The following is a 15,063-nucleotide window of genomic DNA, read 5'->3' on the forward strand; positions in this document are numbered from 1 at the left end:
TTAGAAAATCTAATACAAATAAAAAAAGTTTAGTCGTTAAAAGAATAAAAAATGGAATTATCACTACAAAAAACAATCCCACGGAAATTATAAGCATAATTTTTAATACATTCAGTTATGCTTTTAAGCATTCTTAAAAAAAGCAAGTGTAATCAACTACAATTTCATGGCTAACAAAAAAATCTTAATAACCCGAAAATTTCCGGAAATAGGAGCTAGATTATTACGGGAAGCAGGACTTAGCGTTACAGAATGGGATGAAGAACACCCTATGCCCCATCACTTGTTGGAGTTAAAAGCAAAGGAACACAACGCTATTTTTAGCACCTTATCCGACAACTTGAATGCCCAGTTTCTAAAAAATTGCGCTCATTTAGATATCATCTCCCAGTTTGCTGTAGGCTATGACAATATTGATATCCCTGAAGCCACCAAACTAGGAATCGCCATTGGCTATACACCCGGAGCCATGAGCAATGCTACAGCAGACACGGCTTTCGGACTCATGATTGCAACTTCGAGAAAAATGTTTTTCATGCACAAGTCCATAATGAAAGGCGATTGGGGCTATTTTAAGCCCAATGCACATTTAGGATTAGAACTTAAAGGAAAAACCTTGGGCATTTATGGCCTTGGGCGCATTGGAATGGAAATGGCCAAACGTTGCAAAGGCGCTTATGATATGGATCTTATATACCACAATCGTACCCGGAACGTAGAAGCGGAAAAACAATTAAATGCCCGATATGTGTCTTTTGAAACCTTATTAGCGCAAAGCGATGTTCTTTCTGTACATACTGCCCTAACCGAGGCAACTCGAGGCGTTTTTGATAAAAGAGCCTTTAGCCTAATGAAACCGAATGCCCTATTTATTAATACTGCCAGAGGTGGTATTCATAATGAACCCGATTTAATTGAAGCCTTGCAACAAGGAACCATTTGGGGTGCAGGTTTAGATGTGACAAACCCGGAACCGATGCGTTCAACCAATCCTCTATTACAAATAGAGAATGCCTGTGTTTTGCCGCATATTGGTTCTGCCACCATAGAAGCCCGAAATGAAATGGCTAGAATGGCCGCAGCCAATATTATTGCATTTTATAGCAACCAGAAAGTGCCGCATATTGTGAATCCCGAAGTCTTGAAAAACTAAAAAGCAGGTCTGTAAGCCGGATTCTGTCGAGCCTTATCATTTATCTGGGATAGTTGTTACCACCTACCTCTAACCGCCTACCCTTCAGCTCGGACGTGCAGCCCTTTTCCGAAATCTCCAATTAAAATTGGGTTTGGAACACTGATTTACATGGCGTTGCACCGTATAGAGTTTACCTGATTTCACTACAGCATTACCTGTACATTCTTTCTGTTGCACTTGTCCTATCTGCCAGATTCTGAGACATGCTCGGTACCTGTAAGACGACGGGTATTACCCGCTATACTGCACTTTGGTGTCCGGACTTTCCTCCACAGCCTACATAAAATTTCGGTTGCAGCGATAAGGCGACCTGCTTCTTGCAAAAGTACGCCAATTGTTGATAAAAATTTCTTTAAAATAGGTTAAATGAACTTCTTAATGGGATGCTATTTTTATATTTGTAGGCAACACAGCGACAGTTTTACTTGTCCGTACTAAATAGAGCCTTGTGGAACCCTTTGTAGTATCTGCCTTAAAATACAGACCTCAAACATTTACCGATGTAGTGGGGCAACAGGCTATAACAAATACGCTGCTCAATGCCATTGAACACAACCATTTGGCTCAGGCACTCCTTTTTTGTGGGCCTCGAGGCGTGGGAAAAACAACCTGTGCTCGTATTTTGGCAAAAAAAATAAATCAGGATGGGCAAGAACATCCGGAAGAAGATTTTGCGTTCAACATCTTCGAATTGGATGCGGCTTCTAACAATTCCGTAGACGATATACGAAGTCTTACAGATCAGGTGCGGATACCGCCCCAAGTTGGCAAGTATAAGGTGTACATTATAGACGAGGTGCATATGCTTTCGGCCGCGGCGTTTAATGCCTTTTTAAAAACGTTGGAAGAACCGCCCAAGCATGCCATTTTTATCTTGGCAACGACAGAGAAACACAAGATTATACCTACCATTCTCTCCCGATGTCAAATATTCGACTTTAAACGTATTACAGTAAAAGATGCTGCCGAGTATTTAAAGTATATTGCAGAAAACCAAGGTATTGAAGCGGAAGAAGCAGCACTTCATATCATTGCCCAAAAAGCAGACGGTGCCATGAGGGATGCGCTTTCTATCTTTGATCGTGTGGTGAGTTACTCCGGAACAAAACTTACCCGAAAAGCAGTAACCGAAAACCTCAATGTACTGGATTATGACACCTATTTTGAGACCACCAACCTTATCCTAGCCAATGATATTCCCGCCCTGTTTCTACTGTTAAACGAGACCTTGGCAAAAGGTTTTGACGGTCACCATTTTATAACAGGACTTGCAAGCCATTTTAGAGATTTAATGGTGTGCCAATACAAGGACACCATTAGCTTACTAGAGGTAGGCAGTGAAACTCAAAACACTTATTTAGAGCAGGCCGCTAAAACATCGGCCGAATTTTTATTAAAGGCTCTCGACATTGCTAACGACTGCGATTTAAAGTATAAAACCAGTAAAAATCAACGGTTACTTGTAGAGTTAACCTTAATGAAATTAGCCTCTCTCACCTTTGAGGGAGAAAAAAAAAACCCTAAACCTATAGGGCGTTATCAGGGCAATACCGAGTTTATTATTCCTGCCTCTCATTACAAAATACCGTCGGCGACAAAATCTTCGGTTTCTCAAAAAGCGAGTACAGGGGGTAACGGGGTACCAAAAAACGATACCTACCTTTCAAAAGAAAATCGTATTCCGGAAAATGTGACGGTTCCTCTTATATCCCATGCGGAAAAGCCAATCCCGAGTGCGTCGCCAAAAGTAACGAATAGCGAAGCACTACCTCACAAAGAAAAAAATACCCCGGTACAACATCCCAATATGCCCGTAGCACACCAACGTATATCAGGTTTATCATTGTCGAGTTTAAAGGCTAAAAAAGAACATCATCTCAGTAAAATAGAGGTCATCGTTGAGGAGGACAATCTTCCAAATTCCCCTTTTTCAGAAGTGGATATGCAGCATTATTGGGCGGAGTTTGTAGAAAAATTAGAAACTGACGGAAGAAAAATATTAGCCTCGAACCTGCACGCAGATGTTCCGAAATTGCTTGACAAAACCACGATCTGGATCGAATTGCCCAACAGCACTATGAAGAAAGAAGTGGAACGGGAGCACCACGATCTCATGGTATTTTTAAAAGAAAAACTGCATAATCATTTCCTAAAATTAAAGATTAGCGTAAACGAGGAAACGATGCAAAAATATGCGTTTACACCTGAAGAAAAATATCAGAAATTGCGCGAAATGAATCCAAATATCGATGTATTAAAAAAAGAATTTGATCTTGATCTTTAACTCTAAAAACAAATGCTAGGCCTTAAACTACCTACCGATCCGCGATGGATAAACATTGTGGAAAAAAATGTAAATGAGATTCTGACAGATCATGCCTATTGTGAGCAAAAGGCCGCTAGCACCGCTATTTCACTTATTGTAAGTTTTCCGGAGTATCCGGATTTGGTAGAAGAAATGATTGCGTTGGCACGGGAAGAAATGGGTCATTTTAAAATGGTACACGACCGTATTTTGGCCCGCGGCAAACGCTTAGGACGAGATCGCAAAGACGAATATGTAGTGTCTCTTCTAAAGTTTTTCCCAAAAGGTGGTAGCAGAACCACACAGCTCGTGCATCGCCTATTGTACGCAGCACTTATTGAGGCACGAAGTTGTGAGCGATTTCGTTTGCTTTCTGAAGAATTACAAGATAGGGAGTTGGCTGATTTTTACCATAAATTGATGATAAGCGAAGCCAGTCATTATACGCTTTTTCTAAAGTTTGCAAGACAATACGGAGATCGGGACGATGTAGATGCCAAATGGCAAGCGCTTTTAACCTTTGAAGCCAACATTATGAAAGACTTAGGTAAAAAAGAAAGTATTCATGGGTAGCTATTCTAGGTCGATACTAAAAAAGATAGCACAACGACCTATTTTCCGGTAAAATACAATGCCTTAATTATGCCATCTGAAAGTCCAATTTTAGGTACGTGTATTTTTTTAGCCCCGCTCCATTTTGCAGCTAAAACATAGATTTTAGTGGCCGGAATAATCACGTCTGCTCTATCCGGATTAAGACCGAGCTCGGATACCCGCTGATTATACGTTAATCCTTCTAAAAATTGCAATTGTCCCTTAAGCCATGCGTGGGTTAATGGCTCCCCCAATTTTCTACCAGACATTTTATGCAGTTTATTAATGTTTCCTCCCGAACCAATAATCGAAATTTCGGGTAAATTTTGGGTGTATTCCTTTATCCAATGTTCCAGATTAATCCAGTTGCGCTGCTCTACCCCTTCATTTAGTAATCTTACGGTGCCAATTTTTGCCGATTTACTGGCAATCAACCTACCTCTAGAAAAAATAGTAAACTCCGTGCTACCGCCGCCCACATCAATATACAAATACGAATGCTCCTTTTGCAACAATTCCCTCAAGTCGAACGAAGCAATAATTTCGGCTTCCATTCTCCCATCAATGATTTCTACCTCGATCGCTGCTTCGTTTTTAATGCGGGCTATGATTTCCAGACCGTTATTGGCTTCCCTAAGCGCCGAAGTTGCACAGGCTCTAAACTTCTCTACTCCATGTACCTCAATTAACAACTTAAAGGCTTTCATGGTATCTATAATGCGCTTGGTATTGCGTTCCGAAATTTCCCCGATAGTGAACGAATCTTCTCCCAAACGCACCGGAACCCTTACGAGGCTACTTTTTCTGAACCGTACCGGCTTGTTTTTCTCTTCTATCACATTATGTGTTAACAGCCGTATGGCATTAGAGCCGATGTCTATGGCTGCAAACTTCCTTATTTTCAATGGTCTAAACTTTAGTTTCGTTCTTTGTTCCGTAAAAAATTGTCCACAAATTAGTGCCCTACGCTTCTAGCTTGGCCTTGTAATACTCATAAATTTGAAACTGAGATCGCACTTTCGGATTATGATCCTGTCGGTACGCATTATCCTGCTTGTCGGAAAATACCCTAGCCTTTACGTTATCTTTCCAAGTAAGCTCAAAAACATCGATCAATTCTTGCTTTATGTCTTCATCGTATATAGGACAGCCTACCTCTACGCGGTAATCCAAATTTCGGGTCATCCAATCTGCGGAGGAAATATACACTTTTGGCGCACCATCATTACAGAAAATAAAAACCCTAGGGTGTTCCAAGAATTTGTCTACAATACTAATAGCCTCAATGTTTTCACTCATTCCTTTCACACCCGGTACCAAACAACAGATACCCCTTATAATAAGTTGTATTTTCACCCCGGCATTGCTAGCTTCATATAACTTATCGACCATTTTATATGAAGTAAAGCTGTTCATTTTAATTTTGATATAAGCCTGCTTTCCGGCTTTGGCATTTTTAATTTCTTGATTGATTAATTTTTTAAACACGCTTTTGGTGTAATGCGGGGATACAACAAGGTGTTTGTATTTATTGATTTTATATGTAGTTTCAAAAAAATCGAACACTTTTCCCAGTTCCCTTAAAATATTTTCATTGGCAGTAAATAAGGTATAATCGGTATAAATTCTGGCGGTAGACTCATTAAAATTCCCCGTACTTATAAACCCATACCGTTTTAGCCCACCCAATTCTTCACGCTCTATAAGGCAAATTTTGCTATGGACTTTTAGCCCTCTAACACCAAAAATGAGTTTCACGCCCTCCGCTTGTAACTGTTCTGCGTATTGTATATTGGCCTGCTCATCAAAACGAGCCTGTAGTTCTATCTGCACCGTAACATGTTTTCCGTTTTTTACCGCATTGATTAGGGAGGCTGCGATTTGGGAGTTGTCTGCCAATCGGTAGACGGTTATTTTTATAGTGCGCACTTTGGGGTCTAGTGCCGCCTCTCTCAAAAATTTTATGACATAATAAAACGTTTGATACGGGGTGTATTGCATATAGTCCTTTTTGGCTACACATTCAAAAATACTTCCGTCCATGCTTAATCCCTTTACCGGAAGCGGATCTATTTTAGCATATAATAGATCTTGCCGCCCCAAACTTGGAAATCCCATATAGTCTCTTCGATTATGGTAGCGCCCTCCAGGAATTACACTATCGGTATCTGTAATATCCATTTTCTCTTTTAAGAAACGTAGGGTATCTTTGCCAATGGCCTTGTCATACACAAAACGTACCGGGTCACTTATTTGTCTGTGCTCTACGCTGGTCGATATTTTTTCGATAAAACTCTTACTGAGATCATTGTCCATATCCAACTCCGCATCACGAGTAATTTTTATCATATGAGCCGAAATGGATTGATACTCGAACATATTGAAAATACTATCCAAATTAAATCGGATTAAATCATCGAGCAACATAATATAATTTTTGTTATGCTCTACAGGCAATACCACAAAGCGATCTATACCCTTGGGAATTTCAATTAAGGCGTACCGTATTTCCCTTTTCCGACTCATGCTGTTCGGATCTTTTTTCAGCATCATTCGAATGGCTAAATAGGCGGCAGTATCATTTAGCATGGGAAAATCTGCCAAATCATTTAAAATGATAGTCATGAGCACAGGGCTAACTTTCTGCCTAAAATATGTTTTTATAAATTCTTCCTGATTCGTTTTAACTTCACGCTCATTGATCATGAAGATATTTTTCTTTTCGAGCTCCTTCTCGATCGTCCCCAGGATGGTTAAACTGTCGGCCTGCTGCTTAATAACCACCTTTGTGATCTGATCTAGCAATTCTTTGGCTATCTCGCCACCCAATACACTTTTTCCTTGTTTTCCGGCCTCTACGATGCGTTTTACCGTGGCATAGCGCACCTTAAAAAACTCGTCTAAATTGTTAGAAAATATACCTAAAAAACGGAGTCGTTCTATTAAAGGCACATTTTTATCTGCACTTTCTTGCATGACCCTTTCATTGAACTGCAGCCAGCTGATTTCCCTGTTGATATATTGATATTTTGTTTTGTGCATCATCTTAATTGTTTTGGAAATAAAGTGGTTGTAGTGCTGCCCTGACCTATGGATTTCCAATGGTCAACTTCGAAATTAATTTGTACTAGGCCGGCAGTAGACACATTTTCTATGGGGGTATTTCCCCATAAATTGGCCAATTCGGTAAAGGCATGGTTGTGACCAAAAAGCATTACCGTATTTTTAGTATTGTCCAAATTTTTAACAAAATGACGTACACGCTCTCCCGAAAAATCGTATAACGCTTCTGCAACAGAAAAGGAAGTATATGAAAAGTTAAGTACGCGCATAAAGATCATGCTTGTCATTAGGGCTCTTGCTGCCGGACTGGAATAGACCGCATCCGTTTTAGTGCTTTGTAGGTGAAATCTTTGAGCCACAAGATAGGCATCCTTTATTCCGCTTTCTGCCAGTGGACGATCTACATCATCTACCAGATAATCCCAAGTAGATTTGGCATGTCGTACGAGTATAATCGTTTTCATGTATTTATATTTATTATTATTAAATCGATCTCCTGAAACGCCCTATGACAATCATACACCGGTGTGTCACTATTTTACATGGGCATTTCATCTATACAATTTGTTATAAAGCATTGATAATTGGTGTAGCCAACTTTTAAAAACGATGGTAAGTCTGGCAAACGATTAGGGTGCAAGTCGTTCTATCTTCCAATCTAAATTTTCTTGCAAGGTATACCTAATACGATCATGAAGCCGATTGGGTCGGCCTTGCCAAAATTCCATTGACTGCGGGCGTACCAAATAGCCGCCCCAATGTGCAGGACGTTCTAAGGGTTTGTTTTGATGTGCCATTTCCAATTCTTTCAATTTTGTTTCCAGTACTTCTCTCGATGCTATCACTTGGCTTTGGGGAGAAACAATGGCTCCTAATTTACTACCTTCTGGTCTGGACTCAAAATACCCATCGGATAAATTTTCTGCAATCTTTTCAGCAGTTCCTTTTATGATAATTTGTCTTTCTATTATGGGCCAAAAAAAAGAGAGACAGACTTTCGGATTTTTAGCGATGGCCCTCCCCTTTTCACTTTCGTAATTCGTGTAAAAAATAAAACCCTCAAAAGTGTATTTTTTTAATAATACCACCCGTGTCTTAGGAAATCCATCTAACCCTAAGGTGGACACCGACATGGCGTTGGGCTCGTCCACACCGTCGGCGGCTTCTACTTCATAAAACCATTGTTGAAAAAGCATCATAGGGTTATCCGAAATAGATTCCTCCACCAACGCACTTTTACTATAGGTTTTCCTGTAATTTCCTAAATCTTTTTGCATGTTTATACTGTGATTGATGTACCTTTTAACAAAGTTGCACAAAAGAATGCAAACCCAAAAGGTTCCTATACGTTTTTATGAAAGCGTAGCACCTGCCCTTATGGCATCAGCGGGTAGTTATTTCGACAAAAAAAGCCACACATTTGGTCTTAAATTGCTAATTTATACTACATTGAGACTTCAACGAGCTTAAAAAGTTAACCCCTTTATCAGAATTGAAAAACCTTACCGTCATCGGCCAAAACCACGGAAGGAAAAATTGCTGCTGCTTCCTCTTTAAAGGGCTCTATGCTGCCGTATCGGGTAGAATAATGTCCCAGAATAAGCTGCCCCACATCGGCTGCCTTAGCAATAAGAGCTGCCTCCTTGGCTGTGGCGTGCTTTGTTTTAACGGCCAGCTTTGACTCCGATGTTAAGAACGTAGATTCGTGGTATAGCACATCGGCATTTTTTATTAGAGGAACCAGCGCCATGTCAAACGCTGTATCACTGCAATAGGCGTACTTTTTGGGTGGTACCGGATCCAAACTAACTTCCGAATTAGCCAACAACGTACCATTAGGCAGAATAAGATGTTCGCCTCGCTTAATTTGTTGAAAATAACTCCGGTCTAAGCGATATTTTTTTACTGCATTTATATTTAATTTACGTTCTCCCAATTTTTCACTAAACAAAAAACCATTGGTGTAAATCCGATGTTGCAGGGGTAAGGTATGCACTGTAATTTTCTTGTTTTCATAAATAAGCTCGGAAGCGTTAGATTCTAGTTCGTGAAAAATTAGTGGATAGTTGGTCCAGGAGTCCCCAAGTTTCAGAAATAAAGTAATGGCATCTTTAATGCCTTTTGGTCCATATATATGTACTTCCTTTTCGCGTCCCAGTAGTCGAAACGTGGAAATAAGGCCGGGCAGACCAAAAAAATGATCGCCATGCAAATGCGAAATAAAAATATGATCTATTCTAGAAAATTTAACTTTGTTTTTTCGCAACTGTACTTGTGTGCCTTCACCACAATCTATTAAAAACAGCTGGTTGCCCATCTCTAACACTTGCGCAGTAGGATTGGTTAAGGTTCTTGGTGTCGCGGCATAACAGCCTAATATAGATAACTTCACAAATTTCTATAGTTCCAAATCTCTTTCTATTTCTTCCATCTCTATAATATCTTTTGCCTCCTGAAGGGTTGGCACCACCGTAATGCTATCGGGAACTTCGTTAAAACTTACGTTATTTGCAACCAAAACAAAAGATTTCTTTGCCCGTTTATGGGTTTCCGAAAGCTGAAAGAACTCCAAAAGATCGCTACTCGCTAATTTTGAAAAAGAGAAAAGATTTACGATAATATGATCGTTTTTAATGGTTGGATAGGCTTTATTAAAATTTTCTATAAATTTACATAAAGCGACATTTTCTTGAGAAACAATGGTGGTTGCACCGTCTTTGTCTAGAATCATACCTTCTTTATTTTATTTGAGACGCTAATAAATATATAATGGCCATACGAATGGCTACTCCATTTTCTACCTGATGTAGAATGATGGACTGTTTTGAGTCGGCCACATCGCTGGTAATTTCTACTCCTCTATTAATAGGTCCCGGATGCATAATCACAATTTCCCTGTCTAGACTATCTAGCAACGCTCTATTTACGCCGTACTGCTGAGTGTATTCGCGTGTAGTGGGAAAGTAACTAATGTCCAGGCGTTCATTTTGTATTCGAAGCATATTAGCCACATCGCACCAGTTCAGTGCGTTGCGAAGGTTCGTTTCTACCTGCACCCCTAAGGACGCTATGTGTTTTGGAATTAAGGTTTTTGGCCCGCAAACTTTAACATTGGCTCCTAAACGAGTCAACGCAAAAATATTAGAGAGTGCCACTCGAGAATGCAAAATATCGCCCACAATGACCACATTTTTTCCGGCCACATCGCCCAATCTTTCCCGAATTGAAAAGCAATCTAATAGCGCCTGTGTAGGGTGTTCATGTGCCCCATCACCGGCATTAATAATTGCTGCATTTACATTTTTCGCTAAAAATATACCGGCTCCCGGGTTAGGGTGCCGCATCACGACCATATCCACCTTCATAGAAAGGATATTATTAACGGTGTCAATAAGGGTTTCCCCTTTCGTTACGGAAGATTGCGAAGCCGAAAAGTTGACCACATCTGCCGACAACCTTTTTTCTGCCAATTCAAAAGACAGGCGGGTGCGCGTGCTGTTTTCAAAAAATATATTAGCAATGGTTATATCCCGAAGTGAGGGTACTTTCTTTATAGATCGGTTAATGACTTCTTTAAAATGATCAGCAGTTTCAAAAATGAGTTCTATATCTGCTGCTGAAAGATATTTTATGCCTAGCAAGTGTTTTACACTAAGTTCACTCATGGGTTATTTATTTACCAGATAAACCACATCCTTACCATCGTTTTCTTTCCACATTACCTTTACCTTCTCTTCGTTTATGGCATCTACCTGTCGCCCTCTATAATTGGGTTGTATGGGCAAATGCCGGCTAAACCGCCGATCTATTAAGGTTAACAATTCTATTTCCGATGGTCTACCAAAGGACTGTATGGCCGTGAGTGCTGCCCGTATACTTCTACCGGTATACAATACATCATCTATAAAAACCACTTTTTTATCTTCCACTAAAAAATCGATATGCGTTTTATTGGCTTCAAGGGTCTTATCACCTCGTCTAAAATCATCCCTATAAAACGTAATATCTAAGAATCCTAAGGGTACATTAGCCACCCCATATTCTGTTTTTAAAAGTTTTGCAAGACGCTCTGCTACAAAAATTCCTCTAGGCTGAATACCGATAAGCACTGTATTCTTGAAATCTAAATGATTTTCTAATAACTGACATGCCAGACGATTAAGTATGATATGAATTTCTTTGGAGGAAAGCAGCACTTTTTGACCCATAGTATGAGACCTACTCTTTTGATGTACAAAAATAGGGAATTCTCACCAATAAAAGGAACTCTTACGAAATATATGGACTATGGGTGATGGCCTTTTGTGATCCCCATTCTATTTTGTATTACTCTTGGCTGGCTTCGTCTTATTTGTAGCATCCCTTTTTTTGGTATGAAGCTAGCTTTGAAAGGTAATACCAAAAAAAAACCCGAACGTTTTGTTCGGGTTTTTACTTTACTACAAAAACGTACGCCTTTATTTCTTTTTAGAACTGGCTTCCATTTTGTCTTTTAAAGCCTGCAATTGCTCATTGGCGTCGCCCAATGTAGTTTTGGCTTCGTCGGCAGAGGCGGCGGCCTTTTTCGTAGCCGCTTTTACAATGCGTTCTTCTTCTTCTTTAAAGATTGCCGTATGACTGGCTACTACGCGTTTAAATTCTTTGTTGAATTCAATAATTTTAAATTCGGCAGTTTCTCCCTTACCTAATTTTTTACCATCTTCTTTTTCCAAATGGCGGGTAGGTACGAAAGCAACAATATCTTCATTAAAGTTTACGGTAGCTCCTTTATCTACAATTTCCGCAATTTCTGCAGTGTGTGTTGTACCCACGGCAAAATCAGCTTCATATTTATCCCAAGGATTTTCTGTGGTTTGTTTGTGTCCTAGACTTAATTTACGGCCATCTACATCCAATTCTAACACCTCTACTTCTAAGGTATCTCCTACGGCTACAAATTCTGAAGGGTGCTTAATTTTCTTCGTCCAAGAAAGGTCGGAAATATAAATTAAACCATCAATTCCTTCTTCTAGCTCCAAGAAAACACCAAAATTAGTAAAGTTCCGTACAATTCCCTTGTGCTTAGAACCTACCGGATATTTCCCTGTGATATCGGTCCAAGGATCGGGTGTGAGTTGTTTAATACCCAACGACATTTTTCGATCTTCCCGGTCTAATGTTAACACCACAGCCTCTACTTCATCTCCTACTTTTACAAAATCTTGAGCAGAACGTAAATGTGTAGACCATGACATTTCTGATACGTGAATTAAGCCTTCTACCCCTTCTACCACTTCTATAAACGCACCGTAATCGGCTATAACAACGACTTTACCTTTTACTTTGTCGCCTATTTTAATGTCTTCACTTAGTGCATCCCATGGATGTTTCTCTAGTTGTTTTAAACCTAACTGAATTCTAGATTTGTTATCGTCAAAATCAAGAATAACCACATTTAGCTTCTGATCTAATTCTACTACTTCATTGGGGTGATTAATCCTGCTCCAAGAAAGGTCTGTAATATGAATTAAGCCATCTACGCCACCAAGGTCAATAAAGACACCGTAGGATGTGATATTTTTTACCACACCTTCTAGTACTTGTCCCTTTTCGAGCTGCCCAATGATCTCTTTCTTTTGTTCTTCGATATCGGCTTCAATTAAGGCCTTATGCGAAACCACTACGTTTTTAAATTCGTGATTTATTTTAACGACTTTAAATTCCATGGTTTTACCCACGTACTGATCGTAATCGCGTATAGGCTTCACATCTATTTGAGAACCGGGCAAGAAGGCTTCTATACCGAACACATCTACAATCATACCTCCTTTGGTTCTGCACTTTACAAAACCATTAACAATTTCTTCTTTTTCGCAAGCGGCATTTACACGATCCCATGCCATGATGGTACGCGCTTTTCTGTGCGATAATACTAATTGTCCGTTTTTATCCTCACGGATATCAATGAGCACCTCTACTTTGTCGCCCACTTTTAAATTGGGATTGTAGCGAAACTCGTTCAACGAGATAACGCCTTCAGACTTTGCATTGATATCTATGATTGCTTCGCGATCAGTAAGATATACCACAGTGCCTTCTACCACCTCTTCATTTACGGTATCTACAAAATTCTTGGATACTAAGGTTTCAAATTCCTTTAATTTGGTTTCGTCCACACGCTCAATGCCTTGCTCGTATTTATCCCAGTCAAAAGCTTCTAAAAACTCTTGAGGATTTCTTTCTTGAACTTCTACCTTTGGTGCTGTTGCTGCTTCTACAGTTTCTACTGTCTCGGCGCTTGTTTTGTCTTCAGCCATTTGCTGATCTAAGATTTGTATTCTGTAGTTTCACAAGAGTTAAACAATAACTACAGAAGTTGTTTTTTATATTTTTCTTTCCCTTTTCCTCTTGATTTTGCTAAAAAGGAGTGCAAAAATACAATTAAAAAATGGCATTACAAATCTAATTTAAAGCAGCTTAGCAAATTTTATATTATTTTGTGCTGTTCCCGATAAAATTTATGAATAATATGTATCTTACCGGCACAAATATTAACCGTTTAAAAAGTGAAATTATGAGTGTAAAAGCAAAATACCAAGGTGTTTTAAGCCTTGGCGAGCAACTGGGTATTAAAGACGGCAACGTTACCGAAGAGGGCGGAGTGTTAAAAGTGAAAGGGCAAGCCGGTACCCCATATGAGAAGAATTTGATTTGGGACAAAATCAAAGAAATCGGTGGCGAAAACCCAGCAGACATACAGGCAAACATAACGGTTGCCGACACCTCTGTTTTTCACAGACACACCGTAAAAAGTGGGGAATCGCTTAGTAAAATAGCGAAACAATACTACGGCGATCCTATGAAATACAAAAAGATTTTTGAGGCTAACACTGGTATCTTAAAAAATCCGGATGTGATACATCCCGATCAAGTGTTGGTAATCCCCAACTAATTAAGCTACTGAAACAGGGCCAAGGCGTTTCCGTGTGGTATTAAAAATAAGATAGCTATTACGGAACGTCTCGAAATGTTTATAGATAGCCTTTTGTACAAAAGAAAAGAGGGAGCTTTAAGCTCCCTTTTTTTGTTTTTCTATCACTCTTAGCGCATAGCCATACATCCGCTCAAACTGCTCTTCAAGTCCCATATCACTATTGTCGAACTCGATAGCTTCCGGTGCCTTTTTTAAAGGCGAAAATTCCCTATGCGAATCAATATAATCCCTATTCTGTACATTTTTAAGCACCTCTTTGTAGGATACCTTCTCTCCTTTATCTAACAATTCTTTGTACCTACGCGTGGCACGGGTCTCAACGGATGCCGTCATAAATATCTTCAGTTCGGCATCAGGAAAAACTACGGTTCCGATATCCCTGCCATCCATGACAATGCCCTTTTGTTTACCCATTTTTTTTTGCATGTCGACCAACTTGTAGCGCACTTGTGCTATCGTCGCAATTTTACTAACATATCTAGATACGGCCAATGTTCTAATATCCCGTTCTACATTTTCGCCATTAAGGTACATTTCAGAAAAACCCAGAGATTCGTTCCATTGAAACTTTAAATCGATCTTAGGCAATAATCGCACTAACGCCTCAATATTGTCTCTTTCATTCCCCACAAAATTATTCCGCAAGGCGAAAAGTGTTACCGCCCTGTACATAGCGCCTGTATCTACATAGATATAGCCCAAGGCTTTGGCCAACTGTTTGGCTATTGTACTTTTACCGGTAGACGAATACCCGTCTATGGCGATGGTGATTTTTCCCATGTGCTAAAAATAGAGAGAAATAAACAGTTTCGATACTTTTTGAAGGACAGAAAATAAAAAATTTCTTGAAACTGACTATCCCCGAGGCAAGCCATAGGGGTATTTCGCCAGTTTCATTTTGGCCTTTGAGCCAAAAACCGAAATTTTGTATTT

14 protein-coding genes and 1 other RNA gene are annotated in these 15,063 nt (G+C 39.6%); 4 read left to right on the plus strand and 11 right to left on the minus strand.

Features of this window, described 5'->3' with window-relative positions:
* Nucleotides 1-166 precede the first annotated feature (166 nt).
* Entirely contained in the window at nucleotides 167-1,153 is a 987-nt protein-coding gene (locus tag U1E44_RS02350) for a 2-hydroxyacid dehydrogenase (protein ID WP_322929359.1), read from the plus strand.
* Here the strand turns inward: U1E44_RS02350 and rnpB are convergent.
* Nucleotides 1,150-1,512: RNase P RNA component class A (gene rnpB / locus U1E44_RS02355), an RNA gene on the minus strand. The two genes, U1E44_RS02350 and rnpB, sit on opposite strands and share 4 nt — an antisense overlap.
* 131 nt (nucleotides 1,513-1,643) lie before the next feature.
* Between rnpB and U1E44_RS02360 the strand changes: the two genes are divergently transcribed.
* Entirely contained in the window at nucleotides 1,644-3,479 is a 1,836-nt protein-coding gene (locus U1E44_RS02360) for a DNA polymerase III subunit gamma/tau (RefSeq protein WP_322929361.1), read from the plus strand.
* A 12-nt stretch (nucleotides 3,480-3,491) separates the two neighbouring features.
* Complete coding sequence (locus U1E44_RS02365) at nucleotides 3,492-4,073, plus strand: MiaE family protein (protein WP_322929363.1); 582 nt, start codon at nucleotides 3,492-3,494, stop codon at nucleotides 4,071-4,073.
* A gap of 38 nt (nucleotides 4,074-4,111) precedes the next feature.
* Here U1E44_RS02365 and U1E44_RS02370 read toward each other — a convergent pair whose 3' ends face one another.
* From U1E44_RS02370 to rpsA, 9 genes are all read right to left on the minus strand, one after another.
* The gene (locus U1E44_RS02370) at nucleotides 4,112-4,999 is read right to left on the minus strand and encodes a Ppx/GppA phosphatase family protein (RefSeq protein ID WP_322929364.1); all 888 of its coding nucleotides are present in this window, start codon (nucleotides 4,997-4,999) and stop codon (nucleotides 4,112-4,114) included.
* A gap of 58 nt (nucleotides 5,000-5,057) precedes the next feature.
* Nucleotides 5,058-7,136: a polyphosphate kinase 1 gene (gene ppk1, locus U1E44_RS02375; RefSeq protein ID WP_323673835.1), complete on the minus strand. Its 2,079-nt coding sequence runs from the start codon at nucleotides 7,134-7,136 to the stop codon at nucleotides 5,058-5,060.
* A complete protein-coding gene (locus tag U1E44_RS02380; protein WP_322929367.1) occupies nucleotides 7,136-7,621 on the minus strand; it encodes a SixA phosphatase family protein in 486 nt (161 codons plus the stop codon). Before U1E44_RS02380 ends, ppk1 begins: the two co-directional genes overlap by 1 nt.
* Nucleotides 7,622-7,786: 165 nt before the next feature.
* Nucleotides 7,787-8,434 carry a pyridoxamine 5'-phosphate oxidase gene (pdxH, locus tag U1E44_RS02385; protein ID WP_322929369.1) on the minus strand — a complete coding sequence of 216 codons (648 nt, stop codon included), beginning with the start codon at nucleotides 8,432-8,434 and terminating at the stop codon, nucleotides 7,787-7,789.
* A 209-nt stretch (nucleotides 8,435-8,643) separates the two neighbouring features.
* Nucleotides 8,644-9,549, minus strand: coding sequence for a ribonuclease Z (locus U1E44_RS02390; RefSeq protein ID WP_322929370.1), 906 nt, complete (start codon nucleotides 9,547-9,549; stop codon nucleotides 8,644-8,646).
* Nucleotides 9,550-9,555: 6 nt separating this feature from the next.
* Entirely contained in the window at nucleotides 9,556-9,888 is a 333-nt protein-coding gene (locus tag U1E44_RS02395) for a hypothetical protein (protein WP_322929371.1), read from the minus strand.
* Between the two features lie 7 nt (nucleotides 9,889-9,895).
* Nucleotides 9,896-10,822, minus strand: coding sequence for an aspartate carbamoyltransferase catalytic subunit (locus U1E44_RS02400; RefSeq protein ID WP_322929372.1), 927 nt, complete (start codon nucleotides 10,820-10,822; stop codon nucleotides 9,896-9,898).
* A gap of 3 nt (nucleotides 10,823-10,825) precedes the next feature.
* Nucleotides 10,826-11,365 carry a bifunctional pyr operon transcriptional regulator/uracil phosphoribosyltransferase PyrR gene (gene pyrR, locus U1E44_RS02405; RefSeq protein WP_322929373.1) on the minus strand — a complete coding sequence of 180 codons (540 nt, stop codon included), beginning with the start codon at nucleotides 11,363-11,365 and terminating at the stop codon, nucleotides 10,826-10,828.
* A 249-nt stretch (nucleotides 11,366-11,614) separates the two neighbouring features.
* Complete coding sequence (rpsA, locus tag U1E44_RS02410) at nucleotides 11,615-13,453, minus strand: 30S ribosomal protein S1 (protein ID WP_322929375.1); 1,839 nt, start codon at nucleotides 13,451-13,453, stop codon at nucleotides 11,615-11,617.
* Nucleotides 13,454-13,710: 257 nt separating this feature from the next.
* Here rpsA and U1E44_RS02415 point away from each other — a divergent pair, with 257 nt between their 5' ends.
* On the plus strand, nucleotides 13,711-14,088 hold the full coding sequence (locus tag U1E44_RS02415) for a LysM peptidoglycan-binding domain-containing protein (RefSeq protein WP_322929377.1): 378 nt from the start codon (nucleotides 13,711-13,713) through the stop codon (nucleotides 14,086-14,088).
* 117 nt (nucleotides 14,089-14,205) lie between these two features.
* Here U1E44_RS02415 and cmk read toward each other — a convergent pair whose 3' ends face one another.
* Entirely contained in the window at nucleotides 14,206-14,910 is a 705-nt protein-coding gene (cmk, locus tag U1E44_RS02420; protein ID WP_322929378.1) for a (d)CMP kinase, read from the minus strand.
* Nucleotides 14,911-15,063: the final 153 nt, after the last annotated feature.

It is taken from the genome of Aurantibrevibacter litoralis (assembly GCF_034651555.1).
In the GTDB taxonomy this organism is placed as follows: domain Bacteria; phylum Bacteroidota; class Bacteroidia; order Flavobacteriales; family Flavobacteriaceae; genus Aurantibrevibacter; species Aurantibrevibacter litoralis.